The organism is Sphingomonas echinoides ATCC 14820 (genome assembly GCF_000241465.1).
GTDB classification, from domain to species: Bacteria; Pseudomonadota; Alphaproteobacteria; order Sphingomonadales; family Sphingomonadaceae; genus Sphingomonas; species Sphingomonas echinoides.
Genome location: NZ_JH584235.1, coordinates 3,548,871 through 3,571,690 on the forward strand (window position 1 = coordinate 3,548,871; position 22,820 = coordinate 3,571,690).

A 22,820-nucleotide genomic window follows, 5' to 3' on the forward strand; every position below is an offset into this window, starting at 1 on the left:
TCCCCTCCCGCCAGCGGGAGGGGAGAAAGGTGGCGTTACGCCAGGGCTAGGCCGGGCTTCAGCACGACCTTGGTCACCTCATTCTGGTTATCGTGGAACATCTTGTAGCCCTTGGGCGCGTCTTCTAGCGCGAGGCGGTGCGAGATGAGGAAGGTGGTGTCGATCTTCTCCTCAAGGATCGCCGCCAGCAGCCCGGGCAGATAATGCTGCACATGGGTCTGGCCGGTCTTTAGTGTCAGGCCCTTCTCCATGAACGCGCCGAGCGGGAACTTGTCGACGAAGCCGCCATAAACGGCGGGCATCGATACGCGGCCGCCCTTGCGACAGGCGAAGATCGCCTGGCGGATCGAATGGGTGCGATCGGTTCCGAGGAAGGTCGACTTCTTGATCTGGTCGATGACATTGTCGACGAAGAAGCCGTGTGCCTCCAGCCCGACGCTGTCGATCACCGCATCGGGACCGATCCCGCCGGTCATCTCCATCAGCGCCTCATAGACCGCCGAATCCTCGAAATTGATCGTCTCCGCGCCGAACTTGCGGGCGAGGTCGAGCCGGTGCGGGAAATGATCGATGGCGATGACGCGCTCGGCCCCCATCAGGAAGGCCGATTGCACCGCGAACAGCCCGACCGGGCCGCAGCCCCACACCGCGACGGTGTCGCCGGGTTCGATATCGGCATTTTCGGCCGCCATCCATCCGGTCGGCAGGATGTCGGACAGGAACAGCACCTTCTCGTCATCGATCCCGTCAGGAATGACGATCGGGCCGACGTCGCTGAACGGCACGCGGACATATTCCGCCTGGCCGCCGGCATAGCCGCCAGTCATGTGGCTATAGCCGAACAGGCCCGACATCGGCTGGCCGTACAGCGTTTGCGCAATGTCCTGATTGTCGGCGGGCAATCCGTTGTCGCATGCCGAATATTGGTGTTTGCCGCAATGGTAGCAGCTGCCGCAGGCGATGGTGAACGGGACGACGACCTTCTGGCCCTTCTTCAACGTTGATCCCGAGCCGGCTTCGACGACCTCGCCCATGAATTCATGGCCGAGAATGTCGCCTGCCTGCATCGTCGGGATATAGCCGTCATAGAGATGCAGGTCGGAGCCGCAGATGGCGGTGGCGGTGATCTTGATGATCGCGTCGCGCGGGTTGATGATTTCGGGGTCGTCGACGGTATCGACGCGGACGTCGTGGCGACCGTGCCAGGTGAGTGCGCGCATCAGGCCATTTCCTCTTCAAATTGCTTGCGGGTTCGCGCCGCGGTGGCGACTTCGCCGGTTTCCATCAGTTGCTTGAATCGGCGCAGGTCGCGCCGCGCCTGAATTGCGGGTTCGCGCTGGAACAGCTTGGCGATCAGCTTGCCGACCACGCCATAAGGCGGATCGTAGAGCAGGGTGGCAGTGACCACGGTGCCGCGGGCACCCGCATCGCGAAAATCGATGCGCCCGCTATTGGCGATGTCCGCACCCGGCTGCGACGCCCAGGCCAGATATTCGCCGCCCACTTCATCGGTAATGAGCGCATCCCATTCGACCGTGCGGCCGCCGGGTGCCTTGACCACCCAATGCGAGCGTTTGGCGTCGATCACCTCGATCCGTTCGACATTTTCCATGAAATGCGCAAGGTTCGTGAAGTCTCGGAAATAAGCGAACAGCTCGGCGCGGGGGCGATTGATGGTCACGGCGCGTCCGACCATAGTATCACCGCGCTTTTCGATGAGGGATTCGGTTGCCGTATAAATCGCGGCGGCGGTGTGTTTCGACGCAGAAAGGGGTGCGTCGTCAGTATTGACGTCGGACATTGATCTCTCCTGATGGCGTGTGCCAATAACGCGCCGGGGGCGCGATCTGGTTCCCCGAAAAAGTACTGATCTCGATCAGCCTCGACGAACCGTTCTGATTTGGGGCCAGTTGAGCGAAAGGCAGGTTGGCCCCATATAGCGGGCATGACCTCAGCCTCGATCACCGAACTCAACGACCGCGCGCGGGACGTGTTTCGCGTGGTGGTGGACAGCTATCTCGCCACCGGCGCGCCGATCGGGTCGCGCACGATCGCGCAGCTGTCAGGGCTTAATTTGTCGCCCGCGTCGATCCGCAACGTGATGCAGGATCTTGAAGAGTTGGGGCTGCTCGCGGCCCCGCACACCAGCGCCGGGCGGATGCCGACCGATAGCGGGCTGCGCTTGTTCGTGGACGGGATGATGCAGGCCCTCGAACCCTCGGCCGAAGAACGCGCCGCGATCGAGCGCCAGATCGAGCAGGCCGGGCCGGTCGAGCAGGCGATCGCGGCGACCACTGCGGCGCTGTCGGGCCTGTCGGCGTGTGCGGGCATGGTGATGGTGGCCAAGCGTGACCTGGTGTTGCGGCAAATGAGCTTCGTCACGCTTTCGGCTGACAAGGCGCTGGCAGTGCTGGTCGGCGATGATGGATCGGTTGAAAACCGCGTGATCGATATCCCGCTCGGGCTGCCGCCTTCCGCCTTGATCGAGGCGGGCAATTATATGAGCGCGATGCTTGGCGGTCTCACGCTGGTGGAAGCACGCGCCAAGCTCGAGCGCGAGATGGCGGACGAACGCGCCGCGCTGGACGGGGCCGCGCGCACCTTGATCGAGCGTGGCCTCGCCATCTGGAGCGAGGATGCCGATCGCCGCCCGGTGCTGATCGTGCGCGGTCAGGCGCGGCTGATCGACGATACCGCCGCTGCAGATCTGGAACGCGTGCGCGAGTTGCTCGACGATCTCGAGGGCAAGCAGGAAATCGCGCGGCTGCTCGACAGCGCGAGCGCGGGCGATGCGACGCGCATCTTCATTGGTGCCGAGAACAAGTTATTCTCGCTTTCAGGGTCGTCTGTCATCACCAAGCCGTTCCGTGGTCTTGATGGTCGCGTGGTCGGCGTTGTTGGGGTGATTGGGCCGACACGGTTGAACTATGCGCGCGTCGTGCCCATGGTGGATTATACGGCCGCGACACTCGCGCGGCTCATGGGCTAATTGGATAGTGTGACGACATGATCGAAGACGAAAAGATCAACCTGACCAGCGAATTGCGCGCCGAAACCGCGACCGATGCGCCCGAAGTGGCCGAACAGGATTACGCGAAGGAGCGGGTCGCGAAGCTGGAAGCCGACCTTGCCGACGCCAAGTCGCAAGTCCTGTACGCCCATGCCGAAGCGCAGAATGTGCGCCGCCGCGCCGAGAAGGAAGCCGCCGATGCGCGCGCTTATGCCGCGACGGCGTTCGCGCGCGATTTGCTGTCGGTCGCCGACAACCTCGCGCGTGGCCTGGACGCAATTCCCGCCGAGCTGCGCGAGGATGAGAAGTTCAAGGGTCTGGTCGCCGGGCTCGACGCCACCGGCCGCGAGCTGGAAGCGGTGTTCCAGCGCCACGGCATCAAGAAGATGACGACGATCGGCGAGAAGCTCGACCCCAATTTCCACCAGGCGATGTTCGAAGTGCCGAGCGACCAGCCGGTCGGCACGGTCGTGCAGGAAATGCAGTCGGGCTATATGATCAAGGACCGTCTGCTGCGGCCGGCTTTGGTGGGCGTGGCGAAGGCGGGGTGATCGTGTTGGGTCGAGGGATCATTGCATGATGTCCCTTCGGCCCGACTTCGAAAGAGCGTTGCGGTTTTTGGGGGAAGAAACTGGTGGCGACCTCGGTGTTGAAGACATCCCAGCCGATCCCGCTTGACGAATTCGTCGCGGAGATCGAGCGTCGTCGGATCGAAACCGGCATCACCGAAATGCCCCGCAATTCCGGCAACCGCCGCACCGCGAGCAAGCGTGCGTTGCTGAAAGCGATCGAGGAGGCAGGCGGCACGTGGTGACCGCCGCCTCGGCAGAACCGCGCGCGGTCAATCCCGCGTTTATGCTGGGGCTCGTCGCGCTGCCGATTGTTTTTGTCTGGTTCCTCTTTTTGCCAGGCTACGGGCGCAGTCTGCGCGTCGCTGCTCTGATATACGCGTTTATGCCTTTGCTCTTTGCCGGTGTCGGCATGGCGGTCTGGCTGTTGGTTTGGGCGTTCATGAGGATAGCGAGTAGTTTATGACGATTAACGCCAACCTCACCGCCGAGCGCGCGACGTTTGTCACGCATCTCGAATGTTCGATGACGGGCGAGCGCTATGATGCCGATCAGCTTCACGGCCTGTCGCGCGTCGGGCGGCCGTTGCTGGTGCGCTATGATCTGGATGCGGTGAAGGCGGCCATCCCCAAGGCGATGATCGCCGCGCGCCCGACCGATTTGTGGCGCTGGCGCGAAGTGCTGCCGGTGCGGCATACGCGAGATATCGTCAGCCTGGGCGAGATCGAGACGCCGCTGATCGCGATCCCGCGTTCGGCGGGTAGCCCCAATGTGCTGGTCAAGGACGAAGGGCGCTTGCCGACCGGATCGTTCAAGGCGCGCGGGCTGGTGATGGCGGTGGCGATGGCCAAGGAGCTGGGCGTCACCCGCATCGCGATGCCGACCAACGGCAATGCCGGGGCGGCGCTAGCAGCCTATGCCACGCGCTGCGGGATCGAGGCGATCGTGCTCTGTCCCGACGACACGCCCGAGATCAATGTGCGCGAAATCGCGCAACAGGGCGCACGCGTCTACCGCGTCAATGGCTTGATCGACGATTGCGGCGCGATCGTCGCGCGCGGCGCGGCGGAAGGGCGCTGGTTCGATTTTTCGACGCTGAAGGAGCCGTACCGGATCGAGGGCAAGAAGACGATGGGCCTGGAGCTGGCCGCGCAGTTCGGCTGGAAATTGCCCAATGCCATCTTCTATCCCACCGGCGGCGGGACCGGGCTCATCGGCATGTGGAAGGCGTTCGATGAGTTGGAACAGCTCGGCTGGATCGGCCCCGAGCGGCCGCGCATGTATGCGGTGCAGGCGAGCGGCTGCGCGCCGATCGTCCGGGCGTTCGAGGCGGGTGAGGAGCATGCCGAACGCTGGGAGGATGCGGCCACCGTCGCGGCGGGGATTCGCGTGCCCAAGGCGGTCGGCGATTTCCTGATCTTGCGTGCGGTGCGCGAAAGCGGCGGCAAAGCGCTGGGCGTGGGCGACCCCGCGATCCTGAAAGCGGTCGATGACTGCGCCCGAAAGGATGGCCTGTTGCTATGCCCGGAGGGCGGCGCGACACTCGCCGCCTATCGCGAGGCGCTGCGCACTGGCGAGGTCGATGAGGATGAGCGGGTCGTATTGTTCAACTGTGCGACCGGCCTGAAACATCCGATGCCGCCCGCAGACGCGGCGCTCGACCGTTTTGCAGAAATCGATCTGGGCGCGCTGTAGGCGGTCGCGCGCTGGGTCAGATCACCTGCGCGCGGTTCTCGTCACGGTGTTTCTTCAGATATTTCATGAAGGGCGTGCCGCCAGTGCCGAGCTCGGGATCGTTGCCCGCAGCGTTGCTCGCCTGCTTGTTGATATAAGCAGCGGCATATTCGAGGTGGCGGCTGCGGAAGCGCGCGACTTGCTCGACACAGGCGTTGAACGCCGCTTTCAGCGACGACGACTGCGTCACCGCAAAGCTGCGCAGGCGGCTTGAGGCCTGCATATCCTCGATAAAGGCGCGGTGCAGGCGCGGGCGATATTGATGGAGCTCGAGCAGCAAATCGCGCAGTTCGTCGCCGGAATGGACGACTTGAAAGAGCGCATCCATCGTCGGCACGATCGAGCTTTGCGATCCGGTTTGCCCGCGTAGCGCCTGCGGCTTGCCCTCGAAGCGGGCAACGCCCTCATAAATCAGCCCGTCGGGCATCGCGGGATTGTTCTTCCACCCGTTGAGATAGGGGCGGATGCGATTGAAATAGATATAAGGGTCGCACTGTTCGGCCATGCGATCGAAGGTCGCGTTGATCGCGTCCCAAACGCGGTGCATTTTCGCCAGCAGCGCTTCGACCGTCGCCGCATCGCCGCCATCGCTGGCGCGCACCAGTTTGACCGCCAGATCGAGCGCGCGGCCGGCCTGCGCCTCGATCACGACATGCATCAGCACAAACCCGTTTTCGTCCTGACCGCCCGCGAAATGCTGGTCCATCACCAGGTTATCGAGCGCGATCGGGCCGCTTTTGTCGAGCCTGTACCAATTGTCGAGCACATAGCCGGCATAGTTCATCACCGGCGGAAAGCCGATGCGATCCGCCAATGCGACAAACGGCACCGCGAGATTGGCGGGCAGCCGCGCGAGCGGCGTCGGTTCGCCCCACACATAGGCTTGAACGAGAAACGAATAGCGCAGCATCGCGCGACCGATTTCGGCGTCGCTGGCGGTGGCGAGGAAGGCATCGATGTCGGGCATGGGCAGGGCATCGAGCCAGTGGCGGATACGACCGGTGGTCACCAGCCCCGACAATTTGGCGGCCGCCGCTTCGACCGGCGCGAAGCCTCCAGGCAAGACGATCTCATCAATTTCGTAAGGGGCCAGGAACCCACGGTCGGCAGACAGGCCATAATGCGCGAGGTCGTGAAGCGGCATCTGAAGTTTGGCCTTAATTTGGTATCGAATGAAACTTCTTATCGTACGCCCGCGTTTCGCGCCAGTTGCGCTAAAACGGTAGTATGTTGACAGGGTTGATGCGGGTCCGCACGGTTGGGTTGGCGCCCATCGTCGCACTGTCCGGCTAAAGCCAGCGTTCGAGACCAAAGCTATGGCACCCGAGAACCCGAAAACCGACCCGGCGAGCAGCAGGGCAGGCGTGCGCTTCCTCGACGGCGGCGGCGCGGTGGGCGCGTTGCTGCGGGATTTCGACTGGGCCGCGCACCCGCTCGGGCCCCCGCAGGATTGGCCGGCTGCCCTGAAGCTCAGCGTCGGGCTGTGCCTGCGTTCCAGTTTCCCCACCGCGATCTATTGGGGCCCGGACTTTCGGCTGCTCTACAACGATGCGTGGACGGTGTTGGCGGACAACCATCCGTGGGCGCTGGGCCGTCCCGCAGCGGAGGCGCGTCCCGACGTCTGGCCGGTGCTCGGCGCGCAGTTCCGTGAGACGTTGGCGGCGGCGGAGGGGATCTCGCATGTCGCGCAGCGGCTGATGATGGTGCGCGGCGGTGTGCCGACCGAGACCTTCTGGAGCTATAACAGTTCGCCGATTCTGGACGAGGACGGGGTCGCCCACGGCATCCTCAACCAGGGGCTGGAGGTGACCGCCCAGGTGCTGAACGAACGCGCCCTGATCGCGGCGAAAACCGAGCGGGATTTCGTACTGGACCTGGTCGAACGGCAGCGGGTCGAACGCGATTCCGACGACGTCATGCACCTGACTGCGGAAGCGTTGGGCCGATATCTGGGGGTCGATCGGACGGGCTTTTTCGATGTCACCCCGGATCACATCGTTCAATATCGGGCGGGTTGGGTTGGCGGAGCATTGTCGCCGCTTACTCGGCCGATCCCGGCTGCCGTTTTTGGCGCGCGCTGGGATGCTGCCATGCGGACAGGCGAGACGATCAGTTTCTGCACGCCGAATGACCGCGATGCGCCGCCTGCCGATGCGCTGGCCCTGGTCGGCAGCAAAGCCGGGGTCACGGTGCCTTTGCTGCGCGGAGGCGAATGGCAGGGGGGCTTCTACCTCAGCCATGCCGAGCCCCGCGATTGGACCCGCAACGAGATCGCGTTGATCGAGGAAGTTGCGGAACTCAGCTGGGACGCGGTCGCGCGCGTACGGGCGGTCGAGCAATTGCGGGCCTTGAACGCCAATCTGGCAGGCGAAGTCGCCGCGCGGACCGCCGAGCGCGACCGGCTGTGGGAGGTGAGCGAGGATTTGCTGGGGATCGCCACGCGCGATGGACGATGGTTGGCGGTCAACCCGGCCTGGGAACGCGCGCTGGGGTGGTCAGCCGAACACATATTGGGCCGCGATTCGCAATGGTTGCGCCATCCCGAAGACACGGGGGGCAGTGCCGCTGAGATCGCGCGGATCGCCGCAACCGGCAGAACCCACCGGCTCGAAAAGCGCCTGCGGACGCAGGCCGGCGACTATCGCACCTTTGCCTGGCAAACCACGCTGTTCGGCGACCGACTCTACTCCAACGCCCGCGACATTACCGAGGAGCGACGCCAGCATCAGGAGTTGCTCGCGGCCGAAACGCGCACGCGGATGGTGTTGCAGGCGATGGATGGGGTCGGGGTGTGGACCTATGATCTCGCGAACGATCGCTTCGAGAGCGATAGCGAGTTTGCCGCGCTTTACGGCTTCAGCCCGGAGCATGTGGCACGCGGCGTTACGCTGGCGGACGTGATGGGGCGTATCCATCCGGACGATTTGCCCAGCATGCAGGCCACGATCGCGCATGTCCGCGCGACCGGAGGCGATGGTGCCAATGAATATCGGCTGCAATTGCCCGACGGCAGTGTGCGCTGGATCATGGCGCGCAACCATGTGCTGCGCGATCCCGGCGGCAAGCCGGGCAAGGTGGTCGGGGTCGGGGTCGATGTCACACGCCAGCGCGAGCTGGAGGAGCGGCTGCGGCAATCGCAGAAGATGGAGGCGGTCGGGCAATTGACCGGCGGCCTGGCGCACGATTTCAACAATTTGCTGACCGGCATTTCGGGCGCGCTGGAACTGATGCAGCTTCGCCTGAACCAGGGGCGGATGGACGATCTGCCACGCTATATCGGTGCGGCGCAATCCGGTGCCGCGCGCGCGGCGGCGCTGACGCACCGTTTGCTCGCTTTCTCGCGCCGCCAACCGCTCGATCCCCGCCCGACCGATGTGGCGAAGCTGATTGCAGGGATGGAAGATCTGGTGCGCGGGACGCTGGGCCCGAGCATCGCGCTCGAGGTTTCGACGGGCGCCGATAGCTGGCCGATCCTGGCGGACGCGAACCAGCTTGAGAACGCCTTGCTCAACCTGTGCATCAACGCGCGCGATGCCATGCCCGATGGCGGCACGGTGACGATCGCCACGCACAATGTCGTACTGGATGCGACAGCGGCGAGCGAGCGCGACGTGCCGCCAGGCCCCTATCTCTCGCTCAACGTCGCCGATACGGGCACGGGCATGAGCCAGGAGGTGATCGCGCGCGCCTTCGATCCGTTCTTTACGACCAAGCCGATGGGGCAGGGGACGGGGCTTGGTCTGTCGATGATCTATGGCTTTGTGCGCCAATCGGGCGGGCATGTGCAGATCGATTCGGCGCGCGACCGGGGTACGACGATGACGCTGCTATTGCCGCGCCATATCGGCGAGGCTGCGGACCTCATCGCGGCCGGGGCAGGGGCCGCGATCCCGGCCGGTGCGGGCGAAACGGTGCTGGTGGTGGATGATGAGCCGACCGTGCGGATGCTCGTCATGGAACTGCTCGGCGAACTTGGGTATTTGGCGATCGAGACCGAAACCGGCGAGCAGGCACTGAAGGTGCTGGAATCGCGCGCGCGGATCGACTTGCTCATCACCGATGTCGGCTTGCCCGGCGGCATGAATGGGCGACAGGTCGCCGATGCCGCCCGCACGCACCGCCCGGACCTGCCGGTGCTGTTCATCACGGGCTTTGCCGAAAATGCGGTGGTCGGGGATGGTCCGCTGGAACCGGGCATGGCGTTGATCGTCAAGCCGTTCGCGATGGACACGCTCGCCGCGCGGATTCGCGCGATGTTGGCGGGGGCTTAGGCGGCGCGCTCGCGCGGCAGCGCAATCTCGTCCTTGCGCCGCAAATAGGGCGCGACGAGGTTGCGCGCGCGGAACCACTCCTGCCGCTCGGGCGACAATGTCGAGAAATTGCCGATCACGCGGCGGCATTCCGGGCTGCGGCACTGGCAGATCATGTGCCAGTTCGATTCCGCCAGCGTGGTCGAATAATCCCAGGCGATTTCCTCGCCCGGCGCGATGTCGCGAATGGCGACCAATACCACGCTGTTGCCGCCAAAGCGCAGACCGGCATTGGGCGCACAGCTATGGTTGATAAGATCGTCGATGCGGCCCGATGGCCCCATATAATGTTCGGGCGTGACCTGGACGAAGCGGTCGCTCGATCCGCGCATCAGGCTCGGCACGCGGTCGGCGCGGAAGCGGCGACCAGTGAAGCGGATGATCTCGTCGCCCTCGGCAAACCCCTGCGCGGCATAGACCGCCTTGCCCAGATGCGTCTCGCCAACCGCGAACAGATTGGCGGTGGGGGCATACGCGTCCAGCACGTAGAAACGCCCGTTGCGGAAACCGAGCGAGCGCAGCGGGTTGATCGTCGCCAGACCGACCATGAACCACACGCTGGCATGGCACAGCAATTCGACCAGGATATAGACATATTCCCCGGCATGTTGGTCGCCGTGGCGCGTGGCGACCAGCAAGGTGGCGAGATCGCCGATCGTCCACAGCCCCCAGGCGGGCGAGCGTTCACGCGTGCGGTCTTCCGCCACGCTCTGCCAGGTCGGCCAGAAGCTGACGGGCACGGCGGCAACCACCAGCATGTGCGCCCAAAAGGCATCGCGCGCGACAATCCACACCACCAACGCGGCGAGGCAGGCGGCGGTGCAGGCCACTTCGCCGCGCGATGGTGCACTCCAGGTCGAACGCCGCCAGATTCCGATCGTTACCACCAGGCACGCGAGGGTGGAGAGCGCGAACACCCAGCCTTGCAGCGCGGCGGGGTTGACCGCGGCATAAGTAGCCGCCTCGACTGCGGTCGCCGCCGTCCAGATCAGCCAGGAGGCGCGATTGGGTTGCACCAATTGCCGCCGCAGCCCGGCGAGATACGATCCGTATCCCGCCAGGCTGCAGAGGATTGCAATGGGGAACCAGGGGTCGATCGCCATGCCTGCGTGCCGTTATGGTTAAGCCCGAGCTTACCCATTCCGCGGACTCGCGTCCACACAAACCGAGGAGTCACCACGAGTCGCGGGGAATCCTGAGTCGTTTGAATCGGTTACAGGCCAGCGACGCGCACGATAATGTCGCGGTAGATTTGGGTCAGCGCGACCAAGTCATCCAACGCCACCGCTTCGTCCAGCTTGTGCATCGTCGCGTTGAGCAGGCCGAATTCCACCGTCGGGCACAGCGCGGACAGGAAGCGCGCGTCGGAGGTGCCGCCGGTGGTGGAAAGCTCGGGACGACTGCCGGTCTGCGCGGCGATCGCATCGCCGATCAGATTGGAAAAGGGGCCGGGCGCGGTGAGAAACGCCTCGCCCGAAATGCGCGCGACCATCGTGGCGGCGGGATCGTGGCGCTTGACGATTGCTTCGATCCGGTCGGCGAGATCGGCCCCGCGCTGTTCGTCGTTGAAGCGGATGCTGAGCCGGGCCTCGGCGCGGGCGGGGATGACGTTGGTGGCGGGGTTGCCGACGTTGATGTCGGTCACCTCGATATTGGACGCCTGAAACCAGGCATTGCCGTGATCGAGCACGATCGCGTCGATTTCGGCCAGCATCGCGACCAGCCGCGGGATCGGATTGTCGGCAAGGTGGGGGTAGGCGACATGGCCTTGCTTGCCCGGCACCCCGATCCAGATGTTGACCGACCCGCGCCGCCCGATCTTGACGGTGTCGCCCAGCCGCGCGGCGGACGTGGGCTCGCCGACCAGACACACATCGGGCCGCACGCTCGTTTCCGCCATCCGCTCGATCAGCGCGCGGGTGCCGAAAATGGCAGGCCCTTCCTCGTCGCCGGTGATGATGAGGCTGAGCGGGATGCTCGGTTCGGGCGGGATGGCGGCGACGAACGCCGCGATCGCGCCCTTCATGTCGACCGCGCCGCGCCCGTAGAGCAGGCCACCGCGCACCTCCGGCACGAACGCCCCGCTGGCCCAGCCCTCGCCCGGCGGCACCACGTCGAGATGGCCGGCAAAGGCGAGGTGCGTGCCCTCGCCGCTCCGCGTCGCCAGCAGGTTTTCGACCGGGCCATCGGGTGCGGACCCCGCGATGAAGCGGTCGACCGTGAAACCGAGCGGCAGCAGCGCTGCCTCCAGCACATCGAACACCGCGCCGTGGGCGGGCGTGATGCTTTCGCAAGCGAGCAGCGCCTTGGCGAGGTCGAGCGGATCGGGCAAAAGACTGTCCTTCATGGGAGGCGACATTGCCCAAGCTCGATCTCGACACAATCCCGCAAACCAACGCGACCGGCTATCCGCCACCGTTTGATGCGCCGGTGGCGGAGCGCTGGTATCGTCGGCTGGCACCGGTGGCGGGGTTGAAAAGCTTCGGGGCCAGTCATGTTACGCTCAAACCCGGTGCCTGGTCGTCGCAGCGCCACTGGCATGGCGACGAGGATGAGATGGTGGTGATGCTGGCGGGCGAGGCGGTGCTGGTCGAGGATGGCGGCGAGACGCTGCTGCGCGCCGGCGACATCGCGACTTTCCCGGCCGGGGTGCACGACGGGCATCATTTGCAGAACCGCACCGACACCGATTGCGTGTTCGTCGCGATCGGGGCGGGTGAGCGGCGGCTTGGTGGGGACTATCCCGATATCGACCTGCGCTTCACCGCCGAGGGCTATGAGCATAAGGACGGCACGCCCTATGCGACGACGCGCGTGCCGTGATTCGTCAGGCCCGCGTTGCGGGCTGTTCGAACTGCTCGATCACCCATTCCTCTTCCTGCGCCGAGGCGATCCAGTCCTGCATAAAGGGGTGGTGGAGCACCGCGTCCATGTAGGAGGTGGCAAAGCGCGCGACCGGGAGCGAATAGGTAACGATGCGGGTCACGACGGGCGCATACATGATGTCCGCCGCGCCGAACGCGCCGAACAGGAAGTTGCCATCGCCACCAAAGCGCGCGCGGGCCTGCGCCCATAGCTCCATGATCCGCCCGAGATCGGCCAGAACGTCCTCATCCGGGCGTTGCGGCGGGAAGATTTGCCGGACGTTCATGCTGTGCTTGCGGCGCAAGGCGGTGAAGCTGGAATGCATTTCCGCCGCCATCGACCGCGCCATCGCGCGCGCGGCGGCGTCCTCGGGCCAGAACAGGTCGCGGCTGGTCTTTTCGGCCAGATATTCGACGATGGCGAGGCTGTCCCACACCACCGCATCGCCGTCCCACAGGATCGGCACCTTGCCCGAGGAGGGCGCGAATTCGTCGCCCTCGCGGCGCTTGTCCCATTCGGCATCGTACAGCGGCACGACCGCCTCTTCGAACAGCAGCCCCGATTGCTTGCACGCAAGCCAGCCGCGCAGCGACCAGGAGGAATAGGCCTTGTTGCCGATGATGAGTTTCATGGAGCCCTGCCTAAGCGAGCGCCGCGCGGGGTGCAACATCGCGACCGCATGCCGAACGATGGCGGTACCGAGCTTCCCGGCCGCGCGGGCCCGCATTCCGGTGAAATTCGGAGAGAGTGTTCGAAGATTGTTATGGAGAATCAGAGATTTTCTGTCGAATTTCCTATGATATAACTGACGTTTCGCTTTGTCGTGACGCGTCTCCTATCGCTTGGCGGTAACTCGCTGCAAATTGGATGATGCAATGAACTTAATGAAACGCCTCGATTCTATTCGATCTTTGCAGCGAAAGATCGCAGTAATTGCCGGTATATGTTTGGGAGCAACGGTAACAATTCTTGTAATTCTCAGCGCTGTATTCGCTCTTACCTCTCATCTGTTTGTTGGCAGCGAAGTGGGTGGGATCGTTAGTGGCCAAGCCAAGAATACGCTGCAAAATCGTGCGGCGGTCGAAGCGGACACGGTGAAAGGTGCGTTGGATGTCGCGTTCGATGCGGCACGCACGACCGCCCAGTCTTTCTCGGTTTTGGTCAATAGCACGCCGAGCGGCGCGCGACGCGACCAGTTTAACGCGATCATGCGGCGGGTTCTGGAACAAAACCCCGGCTTTAACGGCACCTATTCGGCATGGGAGCCAAATGCGATCGACGGCGCGGACGCCGCCTTCGTCAACAATCGCGCCAAGGGATCGGACGATAGCGGACGCTATCTGCCCTATTGGACGCGCGCGGCCAATGGCAGCGTCGCGATCCAGCCGCTGGTCGAATATAACAGTGCCGAACGCCATCCCAACGGGCTGGTCAAAGGCGGCTGGTATCTCGGGCCGCGCACCAACAATCAGGAAAGCATCCTTGGCCCGTTGCCCTATACGGTGCAGGGCAAACGCGTATTTCTGGCGACGATGTCGGTGCCGATCTCGGTTGGCGGCAAGTTCGTGGGCGTTGCCGGTGCGGATTACGATCTCGATTTTCTGCAGAAATTGGCGATCAAAACCAATGGCTCGCTGTTTTCGGGCAAGGGCATCGTGCTGATTGTCAGCGACACCGGCCTGATCGCCGCCAACAGCGCCGATCCGACCTCGATCGGAAAGTCGGCTGCGTCGGTCGATCCGCGTTGGTCGCAACTGGAAGGGATCGTGCGGTCGGGCGAGGCCAAGGTGCTCGACGACGCGAAGGAGGCCAATATCGACGTATATTCGCCAATCCATCTCGGGCGCAGCACGACCCCGTGGTCAGTGGTCATCTCGGTGCCACGCGCTCTGGTTATGGCGCAGGCCGACACGCTGAGCGCTACGCTCGGTTCGCGTGCGATCTCGGGGGTCGTCTGGCAGCTTGTGCTTGGCCTTGGTGTGGCGGTCGCTGCGATCTTCGCGATTTCCATAGCCGCTGCGCGCATTGCCCGCCCGATCGGTGAATGCGCCGAGTTTGCCGATGGCATCGCGCGCGAACAGCTCGATCAAACGCTGCACATCCAACAGGTTGATGAGGTTGGCACCCTGGCCGAATCCTTGCGGAAGATGCAGGGCGATCTCAAAACCAGCATCACGCGGCGTGCAGAGGAGCAAGCGAAATCGCTTCTGGTCGTCGACACGCTATTGACCAACCTTGGAGGTTTGTCGCGCGGCGATTTGACGGTCGACATCACCACCACGTTCGCCCCGGAATTTGACGAGCTGAAGAACAACTTCAATGCAGCCTTGTTGAATCTGCGCCAGTTAATCGGCGCGGTCGGAGAAAGCACGGCGGGCATCCTGACCGGATCGGGCGAGATCGCGCAGGCATCGGAAGATCTGGCACGGCGCACCGAAAGCAATGCGGCAAGCCTGGAGCAGACGTCGGCGGCGATTGCCCAGATGGACAATCGTCTCAAGGCGACGGCGGTCGCGTCCGGGCAGACGGTCGCGCGTGCCGACCAGGCGATTGCGACGGTCGGCGGCGGCCGCGAAACTGCGGACGAGGCGGTGCAAGCGATGGGCCGGGTAAGCCACAGCGCGGAAGGGATCGACAGTGTCATCGAAGGGCTCGACAAGATCGCTTTCCAGACGCGTGTGCTGGCGATGAACGCGGCGGTTGAGGCCGGGCGCGCCGGCGATGCAGGCCGGGGTTTCGCCGTCGTTGCCGATCTGGTGAGTGCGCTCGCCATGCGCGCCGAGGAGGAAGCGAAGCGCGCGCGTGATCAGCTGACCGTGACGCAAACCGAGATCGTGACGGCGGTGAAGGCGGTCGAACGGGTCGATGTGGCGCTGGCCAACATCGCTGGCGATGTCGATGCGGTGCATCAGTTGCTCGGCTCGATGGCATCCGACAGTCAGGCGCAATCGGCGGCGATCACAGAGATCAGCGCGGCGATCAACGAAATGGACCGTTCGACTCAACAGAATGCGGCGATGGTGGAGGAAACTTCTGCCGCCGCGCGCAACCTGTCGACCGAAGTGGTGTCGTTGAGCGAGCAAGCGTCGCAGTTCAAGGTCGAGACATCCGCGAAACGCGTGGTGCCGCAGCCTGCGCGCAGCAACGGCAAAGCGCGTCCGACGGTGACTGGTGCCACCGTAGAACCGGGAGGTTGGGTTCGTCACTAAGTCCGGCCTAAGACCATAATGGCCCCGCATCGGTGGTATCGCACGATATGCGATACCGCCGATACGGGGTAGCATCATGCAAGGTGATCGCGCATGGGCGACGGCATGAACCGCAGCGCGCCTTATCTCCTCCGGCTGATTTCGATCGTGTGGCGGCGGCGCGGTGTGCGCCATGCCGGGGTGGAATTGCAGCGGGCGCGAGGGCGGTTGGCGACCGGGATCGGCGCGGTGCTGCTGGGGCTGGTGGCACTCGCCTTCGCCGCGATCAGCGATCGCGCGCAGGGGGCTTTTGCAGCGCTGATCGCGCATTGGCCTTATGCACCGTTGCTGCTGACCCCGGCGCTGTTCACTGCGGTGGTGTGGGTGACGCGGCGGAGCGCGCCTTATGCACGCGGATCGGGCATCCCGCAGGTGATCGCCGCCAGTCGCGCGCCGGATACGCCGCCGAGCAATGCGCTGGTGTCGCTGTGGACGGCAAGCGTCAAATTCGTGCTGACGGTGGTGATGCTGCTCGGCGGGGCGTCGGTCGGGCGCGAGGGGCCGACGGTGCAGATCAGCGCGGCGATCATGGTCAAGGTGCATCGCTATCTGCGCGTGCCGATCACGTCGGGCGTGCTGATCGCGGGCGGCGCGGCGGGCGTGGCGGCGGCGTTCAACACGCCGCTGGCGGGGGTCGCCTTCGCGATCGAGGAACTGGCGGCGGCTTATGAGCAGCGTGTCGCGGTGCTGGTGATGGGTGCGGTGATGATCGCCGGGCTGGTCAGCCTCGGCATCGCCGGGGACTATGTCTATTTCGGCGCGATGCGCGAGACGCTGGGCGTGTCGGCGGTGCTGATGATCACGCCGGTGGCGGGCGTGCTGGGCGGCGCAGCGGGCGGGCTGTTTTCGCGGCTGGTGCTGGGCTTTGCGGGCGCGCGCTGGCGGCCGATCGCGGCGGCGCGGGCGCATCCGATCCTGTTCGCGGCCGGATGCGGGCTGACGGTGGCGGTGCTCGGCATTGCGACGGGCGGCGCGACCTGGGGCACGGGCTATGGCGCGACGCGGTTGCTGGTCGAAGGGCATGGCCAGTCGGACTGGTTTGGCCCGGCCAAGTTTCTCGCCGCGCTGGCGACGACGCTGAGCGGCGCGCCGGGCGGGATCTTCGCGCCGTCGCTCGCGGTGGGGGCGGGGTTCGGCAATTTGCTGACCGGGCTGTTCCATAACCAGCCGGCAGGGGCGGTGGTGCTGCTGGGCATGACGGCCTATTTCGTGGGCGTAGTGCGCGCGCCGCTGACCGCGGTGATCATCGTGATGGAGGCGACGGCGGCACGCGGGATGATCCTGCCGCTGTTTGCGACCGCGCTGATCGCCGATGGGGCCAGTGCCGTGGTGTGCCGCGAGCGGCTGTATCATGGCCTCGCCAAGCCGTTCCTGGCGCTGGTCGAGGGCAAGGCGGCATAAGGCTGGGTTTCGCTATTCCGGGTGCGTTTTCCGCTCTATAGCGCTCGCGCAGGGAGAGAGAGCTATGGCCAGGCGCACATTCGATCCGAGGGTTTTGCCGATTACCAGCGCGGTGGCGACGGCGTTGCTGGTGGGGGCATGCAGTCCGTCGACCGATGTCGCCAAGTCGGATGTTGCGGTGTGCCGCGATGCGGCGGGGGTGCGCGTCGATGACGCCAATTGCGTGCGCAGTGGCGGCGGGCATGGCGGTGGCGGGGCGATCGTCGGGGCGGCTACCTGGTATTATCTGTCGCGCGGCAGCATGGTGCCGCCGATGGGCCAATCGTTGGCGGGCGGTTACACCACCCCGCGCGCGGGCGTCGGCTATGCGCGCGCCTCCGCGGCGACGGTGTCGCGCGGCGGCTTCGGGATGAGCGCACGCGGCGGTAGCGGCGGGGTGGGCGAGTGATGCGCCGCACCGATTGCAGCCCGCGCCGCGATTGGCAGACCCGGGTCGAGGAGCTTGGGCTGGTCTGGCACAGTGTCGGCGGCCAGCCTTATTGGGACGAAAGCGCCTGCTATCGCTTCACGCTGGCCGAGATCGAGACGATCGAGCGGGCGAGCGCCGAACTGTACGAGATGTTGCTCGCCGCCGGGCAGCATGTGCTCGACCGCGAATTGCTTGGCGATTTCGGCATTCCTGCTTTCTGCCACGATGCCATTCACGATTCGTGGAATGCCGAGCCGCCGGCGCTCAATTTCGGGCGGTTCGACCTGGGCTATGACGGCTCCGGCCCGCCCAAGCTGTTCGAGTTCAATTGCGATACGCCGACCTCGCTGATCGAGGCGGCGGTGATCCAGTGGGACTGGAAGGAAGCGGTCTTTCCAAGCCACGACCAGTATAACAGCCTGCACGAGGCGCTGATCGCCAAATGGCGCGACATCGCGCCGCCGCCGGGGAGCAGCGCGCTCTACCTGGCGCATGTCGCGGATGCGGCGGGCGAGGACAGCGTGACCACCGCTTACCTCGCCGATACCGCACGCGCGGCGGGGATCGATACGCGGCTGATCGAGCTGAAGGATCTGGGCTGGGACAGCGCCGGACGGCGCTTCGTCGATCTCGACAATGCTCCGATCGACGCGATCTTCCATCTCTATCCGTGGGAATGGCTGGTCAACGAACCGTTCGGGCGCGATCTGGTCGAGAGCCTGAGCAGCACTTTGTGGATCGAGCCGATCTGGAAGATGCTGTGGAGCAACAAGGCGATCCTGGCGGTGCTGTGGGAGCTGTATCCGGGGCACCCCAATTTGCTGGAGGCGCGGCGGGTGCCGCTGGCGGGCGACTACGTGCGCAAGCCGTTGCTGGCGCGCGAAGGGGCGAATGTCACGCTCGTCAAAGGCGGCGCGACGCTGGCCGAGACCGGCGGCGATTATGGCGAGGAAGGCTTCGTCTATCAGGCGCTGTACGATCTGCCCGGCAGCGGCGAGCAGCGCCCGGTGCTGGGCGCGTGGATCGTCGATAGCGCGCCCGCTGGCCTGGGCATTCGCGAGGACGGGCCGATCACCGGCAACACCGCGCGCTTCGTGCCGCACATCATCGAGGGGTAAGATGGCCGAGCACGAGTACACCGCGCGGATCGCCTGGACCGGCAATCGCGGCGAGGGGACGCGGCAGTATCGCGGCTATGACCGGACGTGGCAGATCGTGACGCCGGGCAAGCCGGTAATCGACTGCTCGAACGACCCGCTGCTCGGCGGCGATCCGAGGCTGCCCAACCCCGAGGATTTGCTGCTGGCGACGCTCTCGGGCTGCCATATGCTGTGGTATCTGCATCTGGCGAGCGGAGCCGGGGTGGTGGTGACGGGCTATACCGACGATCCGCTTGGGCTCGGCGAAAGCGCGCCCGATGGCACGGGGCGCTTCGTCAAGGCGGTGCTGCGGCCCCGGATCGAGCTGATCGCGGGGAGCGACCTGGCGGTGGCGGATGCGATCCATGGGCGGATCCACGCGCATTGCTTCATCGCGCGATCGGTCAATTTTCCGGTGGAATATGCGGCGCGGTATATCGAGGTTTAAGGCTCGATACCTTGAGGTCGGCAAAGGTAAGATCGACTTAGAAACAGCGTTTCGACGCGGTTGCGGAAATCTGATGTGTCGTACAGATCTCGTTAGTCGATGGGATATATCTGATGCAGATTACGGCCTACGAGAATTGAGTTGTCTTAGCGTTCGATTCTGATCCCCGGAGAGACCGATATGCTTTTCTTCGCCCTGCTTCTTCAGGCCAGCACACCACCGCCTGCGCCCTTGGTGTCAAATCAGGGCCAGGAAGTGGTCGACCTATTTGGGAGCATGTGTGTGGAAACCGCACTCAAGCCAACAAAGGCGCACATTTTCGATGGTCAACCGGAAACGGCGCGCTCGATGACTCCCGATGAGTTGAACAGAGTTGCGCCGGGTGCGGCCGCGACCGAAGGCTGGATTGTCAGGAGCCCTCACGACGCATGGGCGGCACTGTGGTTTGCTCCGGGCAAGCAGACCTGCGGCGTCACGGTTCGTGCAGCCGATCCGACGGGCATGGAAGCAGCTCTCAACGCTCGGCTAAAAACCTTCTATGACTCGATGGGAATGCAATTATCCCAGCGACCGGACGAAATATCTAACGAAGGCGGCGTCACCGTTCACCGCGCTAGCTGGACGATCGACATCGGCACACACCAACTTGCCGTGATCGCGTCCTTTGCTGAGAAGCCGATCGGGGCTCAACAGCATCTAATGACGATCACCATGTTGCGATGAAACCATAGGACCAGCGATGTATCGCGAGGTTTGAAAGGCGTGTCGTATGGCCATGGCTGGTCAGCGCGAGCGGCGGGGCCAGTTATAGTGGCTGCTCTCGAAGGAAACGACCGCACCGGCATTGTCGCCGAGCGGGATCGCGGCGGTGCCATAGACGCCGCGCGTGCCGTTCGATCCGATCATCGCGCCGATCTCGCCGTGAATGCCGGGGCCGCCGCTGCCGGGGCGCTCGCCGCGCGCGGCGGCGGCGCTTTCCACGGTGTTGCTGTTCAGGATGGCGTCGCGTTCCCGGTCGGACAGGCGGATCGTGTCGCCTGAGCTGGGCTGCGTCGTCGCGGGGGCCGGGGTGGTCGGTGCCGTCGTGGCCTGCTGGGCGAAGCCTGCCGTCGGCAAACATGCGGCGCTGGCCGCGATGGCGGAAAGGAGCAGCAAAGCGGGGCACATCGGACGAGTCATGGCGTTGATGTAGCGCAGATAGGCGCGATCGCCAACGTGGCGCGAAACCCCGCTTAGCTGGTGACCGCCTCGATCACCGCCGCGCGCAGTTCGGGGATGCCGAGGCCGGTTTCGCTCGACGTCACCAGAATCTCGGGGTGCGCCGCCGGGCGCTTGCGCGCTTCGTCGGCGGTGGCCTGGGTGACCTCGGCCAGTTCGCTCGCCTTGATCTTGTCGGCCTTGGTGATGACCATGCGGTAGCTGACCGCCGCCTTGTCGAGCATCTCCAGAATGTCGCGGTCGACATCCTTGATGCCGTGGCGCGCGTCGATCAGCACCAGCGCCCGCTTGAGCACATCGCGCCCGCGCAGGAAATCATTCACCATGAAGCGCCACTTCTTGACCATGTCCTTGGGCGCTTTGGCAAAGCCGTAGCCGGGCATGTCGACCAAGCGGAACGCCAGCGGGTTGCCGACGTCGAAGAAGTTCAATTCCTGCGTGCGGCCTGGTGTGTTCGACGTGCGCGCGAGCGAATTGCGCCCGGTCAGCGCATTGAGCAGCGACGATTTGCCGACGTTGGAGCGCCCGGCAAAGGCGACTTCGGGCACCACCGCATCGGGCAGGAACTCGATCGTCGGCGCCGATTTGAGGAACGCGATCGGGCCGGCGAAGAGCTTGCGCGCGGCTTCGATGTCTTCCGCCTCAAAACTCACTTCTTCACCGCCGGTTCTTTTAGGCCGGGATGGCGGGCGTAGAGCAGGCGCTGCTGCGCGACGGTCCACAGGTTGGAGGTGATCCAGTAGACCTGCAGGCCGACCGCGAACGGGGCCATCACGAACATCAGCATCCACGGCATGATCGCGAAGACCTGCTTTTGCGCTTCGTCCATCGGCGCGGGGTTCAGTTTGAACTGGAAGAACATCGACACGCCGAGCAGCACCGGCACCACGCCGATCGCGAGGAAGGACGGCAGATGGTAAGGCAGATAGCCGAACATGTTGAGGATCGTCGCAGGATCGGGTGCCGACAGATCGTGGATCCAGCCGACGAACGGCTGATGCCGCATTTCGATCGTCAGCAGCAGCACCTTGTACAGCGAATACATGATCGGGATCTGGATCAAGGTCGGCAGGCAGCCCGCGAGCGGGTTGACCTTCTCGGCCTTGTACAGCGCCATCACTTCCTGCTGCGCGCGGGCCTTGTCGTCCTTATATTTCTCCTGGATCGCCTTCATCTTCGGCTGGATCGCCTTCATCGCCGCCATCGAGGCGAACTGACGCTGCGCGACGGGGAAGATCAGCGTGCGGATGGTGACGGTGAGCAGGATGATCGCGACACCGAAGTTGCCGATCATGCGGAACAACCAGTCGAGATATTTGAAGATCGGCTTTTCGACGATCTCGAACCAGCCCCAGTCGATCGCCTTGCCGAAATGCTGGATGCCGAGGCGGTCCTCATAACGGTCGAGCGTGTTGGTTTCCTTGGCACCGGCGAAGAATTTGGCGGTCGAGACGAGCGCCTTGCCCGGCGCGACGACGCGCGGGGCGAGCGTGAAGTCGCCCTGGAACACGTCGCCGGTGGCGGCGTGGAAGCCCGCCCGCACCGGTGCGCCGTGATCGGGGATGACGGCGGCGAGGAAGTATTTGTCGCCGAAGCCGAGCCAGCCGCCGGTCGAGTTGAAGAAATTCTCGCCAGCCTTGGCCGAATTGCCCCAGATCTTGCCGAGGAAGCTCGCTTCCTTGCCCTTCAGATTGTCGAAGGTGATGTCATATGTGGCACCTTTGTCGAACACGCCGATCGGGCCGATATGGTTGGTCCAGGTATCGGCCTCGGTGCCGACGCCCGAGCGCGAGACGAGCGCATAGGGGCGCAGCGAAATCGGGGCGGGACCGGCATTGGCGACGGTCTGGCGGACCGTGAACATGTATTTGGCGTCTACCGCGAAGGTCAGCGCGAAGCGTTGGCCCTGCTTGTTGTCCCAATACAGCGTGACCGGGGTGTTGGGGGTCAGCGTCGTGCCGTTGGCGGTGAAGACGGTATCGCCATTGGGAACGGTGACGCCGTCGCCATTCCAGCCGAAGCCCGCGAAATACGCATCCTTGGTGCCGCGCGGCGATAGCAAGCGGATCGGCGGGGAGTTCTTGTCGATCGTCTGCTTGTATTTGGTCAGCGTCAGATCATCGATCCGCGCGCCCTTCAGGTTGATCGAACCTTGCAGATCGGCGGTCTGGATTGCCACGCGCGGGGTTTCGCGGCGGACGACCTCGAGATCGCGCAGGCGCGTCGCGTCGGTTACCGCCGGGCCACCGGTTGGGGCAGCGACGACCTCGCTCTTGCCGTCGACCATCTTGGTCGCGGGCGGATTGGCGGCATGCGGAAAGAATTTCGCCGACAGGAAATTGCCGCCGAGCAAAATGATCGCGGCCAGCACCGCGAACAGGATGAAATTCCGGGTATCTTCTTTCACGC

At 64.5% G+C, this 22,820-nt stretch carries 22 protein-coding genes; 13 read left to right on the plus strand and 9 right to left on the minus strand.

Annotated features, from left to right (window positions below):
- Window positions 1-35: 35 nt before the first annotated feature.
- On the minus strand, window positions 36-1,220 hold the full coding sequence (locus tag ON00_RS16440) for a zinc-dependent alcohol dehydrogenase (RefSeq protein WP_010407650.1): 1,185 nt from the start codon (window positions 1,218-1,220) through the stop codon (window positions 36-38).
- A complete protein-coding gene (locus tag ON00_RS16445; RefSeq protein ID WP_010407652.1) occupies window positions 1,220-1,801 on the minus strand; it encodes an SRPBCC family protein in 582 nt (193 codons plus the stop codon). The genes ON00_RS16440 and ON00_RS16445 overlap by 1 nt, the downstream gene beginning before the upstream one ends.
- Window positions 1,802-1,945: 144 nt before the next feature.
- Here ON00_RS16445 and hrcA point away from each other — a divergent pair, with 144 nt between their 5' ends.
- The 5 genes from hrcA (at window position 1,946) to ON00_RS16470 (ending at window position 5,274) form a co-directional block, all read left to right on the plus strand.
- Complete coding sequence (hrcA, locus tag ON00_RS16450; RefSeq protein WP_010407654.1) at window positions 1,946-2,989, plus strand: heat-inducible transcriptional repressor HrcA; 1,044 nt, start codon at window positions 1,946-1,948, stop codon at window positions 2,987-2,989.
- A 17-nt stretch (window positions 2,990-3,006) separates the two neighbouring features.
- Complete coding sequence (gene grpE, locus ON00_RS16455) at window positions 3,007-3,561, plus strand: nucleotide exchange factor GrpE (RefSeq protein ID WP_010407656.1); 555 nt, start codon at window positions 3,007-3,009, stop codon at window positions 3,559-3,561.
- A gap of 95 nt (window positions 3,562-3,656) precedes the next feature.
- Complete coding sequence (locus ON00_RS16460; protein WP_245535590.1) at window positions 3,657-3,824, plus strand: hypothetical protein; 168 nt, start codon at window positions 3,657-3,659, stop codon at window positions 3,822-3,824.
- Entirely contained in the window at window positions 3,821-4,045 is a 225-nt protein-coding gene (locus ON00_RS16465; protein ID WP_211207136.1) for a hypothetical protein, read from the plus strand. Before ON00_RS16460 ends, ON00_RS16465 begins: the two co-directional genes overlap by 4 nt.
- Window positions 4,042-5,274, plus strand: a complete 1,233-nt coding sequence (locus ON00_RS16470) for a threonine synthase (RefSeq protein WP_010407662.1) — start codon at window positions 4,042-4,044, stop codon at window positions 5,272-5,274. The genes ON00_RS16465 and ON00_RS16470 overlap by 4 nt, the downstream gene beginning before the upstream one ends.
- Before the next feature lie 16 nt (window positions 5,275-5,290).
- Here the strand turns inward: ON00_RS16470 and ON00_RS16475 are convergent, their stop codons facing one another.
- Window positions 5,291-6,457, minus strand: a complete 1,167-nt coding sequence (locus tag ON00_RS16475; protein WP_010407664.1) for a PrnB family protein — start codon at window positions 6,455-6,457, stop codon at window positions 5,291-5,293.
- A 172-nt stretch (window positions 6,458-6,629) separates the two neighbouring features.
- On the opposite strand from ON00_RS16475, the gene ON00_RS16480 reads away from it, so the two are divergent.
- Window positions 6,630-9,584 (plus strand): PAS domain-containing protein, encoded by a 2,955-nt coding sequence (locus tag ON00_RS16480; RefSeq protein ID WP_010407665.1) that lies wholly within the window; start codon window positions 6,630-6,632, stop codon window positions 9,582-9,584.
- Here the strand turns inward: ON00_RS16480 and ON00_RS16485 are convergent.
- Both ON00_RS16485 and dapE read right to left on the minus strand, forming a co-directional pair.
- Window positions 9,581-10,726, minus strand: coding sequence for an SET domain-containing protein (locus tag ON00_RS16485; protein WP_010407668.1), 1,146 nt, complete (start codon window positions 10,724-10,726; stop codon window positions 9,581-9,583). The two genes, ON00_RS16480 and ON00_RS16485, sit on opposite strands and share 4 nt — an antisense overlap.
- Before the next feature lie 110 nt (window positions 10,727-10,836).
- On the minus strand, window positions 10,837-11,970 hold the full coding sequence (gene dapE, locus ON00_RS16490) for a succinyl-diaminopimelate desuccinylase (protein WP_040601708.1): 1,134 nt from the start codon (window positions 11,968-11,970) through the stop codon (window positions 10,837-10,839).
- An 11-nt stretch (window positions 11,971-11,981) separates the two neighbouring features.
- On the opposite strand from dapE, the gene ON00_RS16495 reads away from it, so the two are divergent.
- The gene (locus ON00_RS16495) at window positions 11,982-12,446 is read left to right on the plus strand and encodes a cupin domain-containing protein (RefSeq protein ID WP_010407674.1); all 465 of its coding nucleotides are present in this window, start codon (window positions 11,982-11,984) and stop codon (window positions 12,444-12,446) included.
- Between the two features lie 4 nt (window positions 12,447-12,450).
- Here ON00_RS16495 and ON00_RS16500 read toward each other — a convergent pair whose 3' ends face one another.
- Entirely contained in the window at window positions 12,451-13,119 is a 669-nt protein-coding gene (locus tag ON00_RS16500; RefSeq protein ID WP_029623015.1) for a glutathione S-transferase family protein, read from the minus strand.
- 394 nt (window positions 13,120-13,513) lie between these two features.
- Here ON00_RS16500 and ON00_RS16505 point away from each other — a divergent pair, with 394 nt between their 5' ends.
- From ON00_RS16505 to ON00_RS16530, 6 genes are all read left to right on the plus strand, one after another.
- Window positions 13,514-15,697, plus strand: coding sequence for a methyl-accepting chemotaxis protein (locus tag ON00_RS16505; protein WP_010407676.1), 2,184 nt, complete (start codon window positions 13,514-13,516; stop codon window positions 15,695-15,697).
- Between the two features lie 93 nt (window positions 15,698-15,790).
- Window positions 15,791-17,137, plus strand: a complete 1,347-nt coding sequence (locus ON00_RS16510) for a chloride channel protein (protein WP_010407677.1) — start codon at window positions 15,791-15,793, stop codon at window positions 17,135-17,137.
- Window positions 17,138-17,201: 64 nt separating this feature from the next.
- A complete protein-coding gene (locus ON00_RS16515) occupies window positions 17,202-17,585 on the plus strand; it encodes a hypothetical protein (protein WP_010407678.1) in 384 nt (127 codons plus the stop codon).
- Window positions 17,585-18,724 (plus strand): glutathionylspermidine synthase family protein, encoded by a 1,140-nt coding sequence (locus tag ON00_RS16520; protein WP_010407679.1) that lies wholly within the window; start codon window positions 17,585-17,587, stop codon window positions 18,722-18,724. Before ON00_RS16515 ends, ON00_RS16520 begins: the two co-directional genes overlap by 1 nt.
- Window position 18,725: 1 nt before the next feature.
- The gene (locus tag ON00_RS16525) at window positions 18,726-19,193 is read left to right on the plus strand and encodes an OsmC family protein (RefSeq protein ID WP_010407680.1); all 468 of its coding nucleotides are present in this window, start codon (window positions 18,726-18,728) and stop codon (window positions 19,191-19,193) included.
- 180 nt (window positions 19,194-19,373) lie between these two features.
- Window positions 19,374-19,916, plus strand: a complete 543-nt coding sequence (locus tag ON00_RS16530) for an NMCC_0638 family (lipo)protein (protein ID WP_010407682.1) — start codon at window positions 19,374-19,376, stop codon at window positions 19,914-19,916.
- A 60-nt stretch (window positions 19,917-19,976) separates the two neighbouring features.
- Here the strand turns inward: ON00_RS16530 and ON00_RS16535 are convergent, their stop codons facing one another.
- The 3 genes from ON00_RS16535 to yidC are packed head-to-tail and all read right to left on the minus strand — an operon-like array spanning window position 19,977 to window position 22,818.
- Window positions 19,977-20,372, minus strand: a complete 396-nt coding sequence (locus tag ON00_RS16535; protein WP_245535592.1) for a hypothetical protein — start codon at window positions 20,370-20,372, stop codon at window positions 19,977-19,979.
- A gap of 53 nt (window positions 20,373-20,425) precedes the next feature.
- A complete protein-coding gene (gene yihA / locus ON00_RS16540) occupies window positions 20,426-21,064 on the minus strand; it encodes a ribosome biogenesis GTP-binding protein YihA/YsxC (RefSeq protein ID WP_010407687.1) in 639 nt (212 codons plus the stop codon).
- Complete coding sequence (gene yidC, locus ON00_RS16545) at window positions 21,061-22,818, minus strand: membrane protein insertase YidC (protein ID WP_010407689.1); 1,758 nt, start codon at window positions 22,816-22,818, stop codon at window positions 21,061-21,063. The genes yihA and yidC overlap by 4 nt, the downstream gene beginning before the upstream one ends.
- Window positions 22,819-22,820 lie beyond the last annotated feature (2 nt).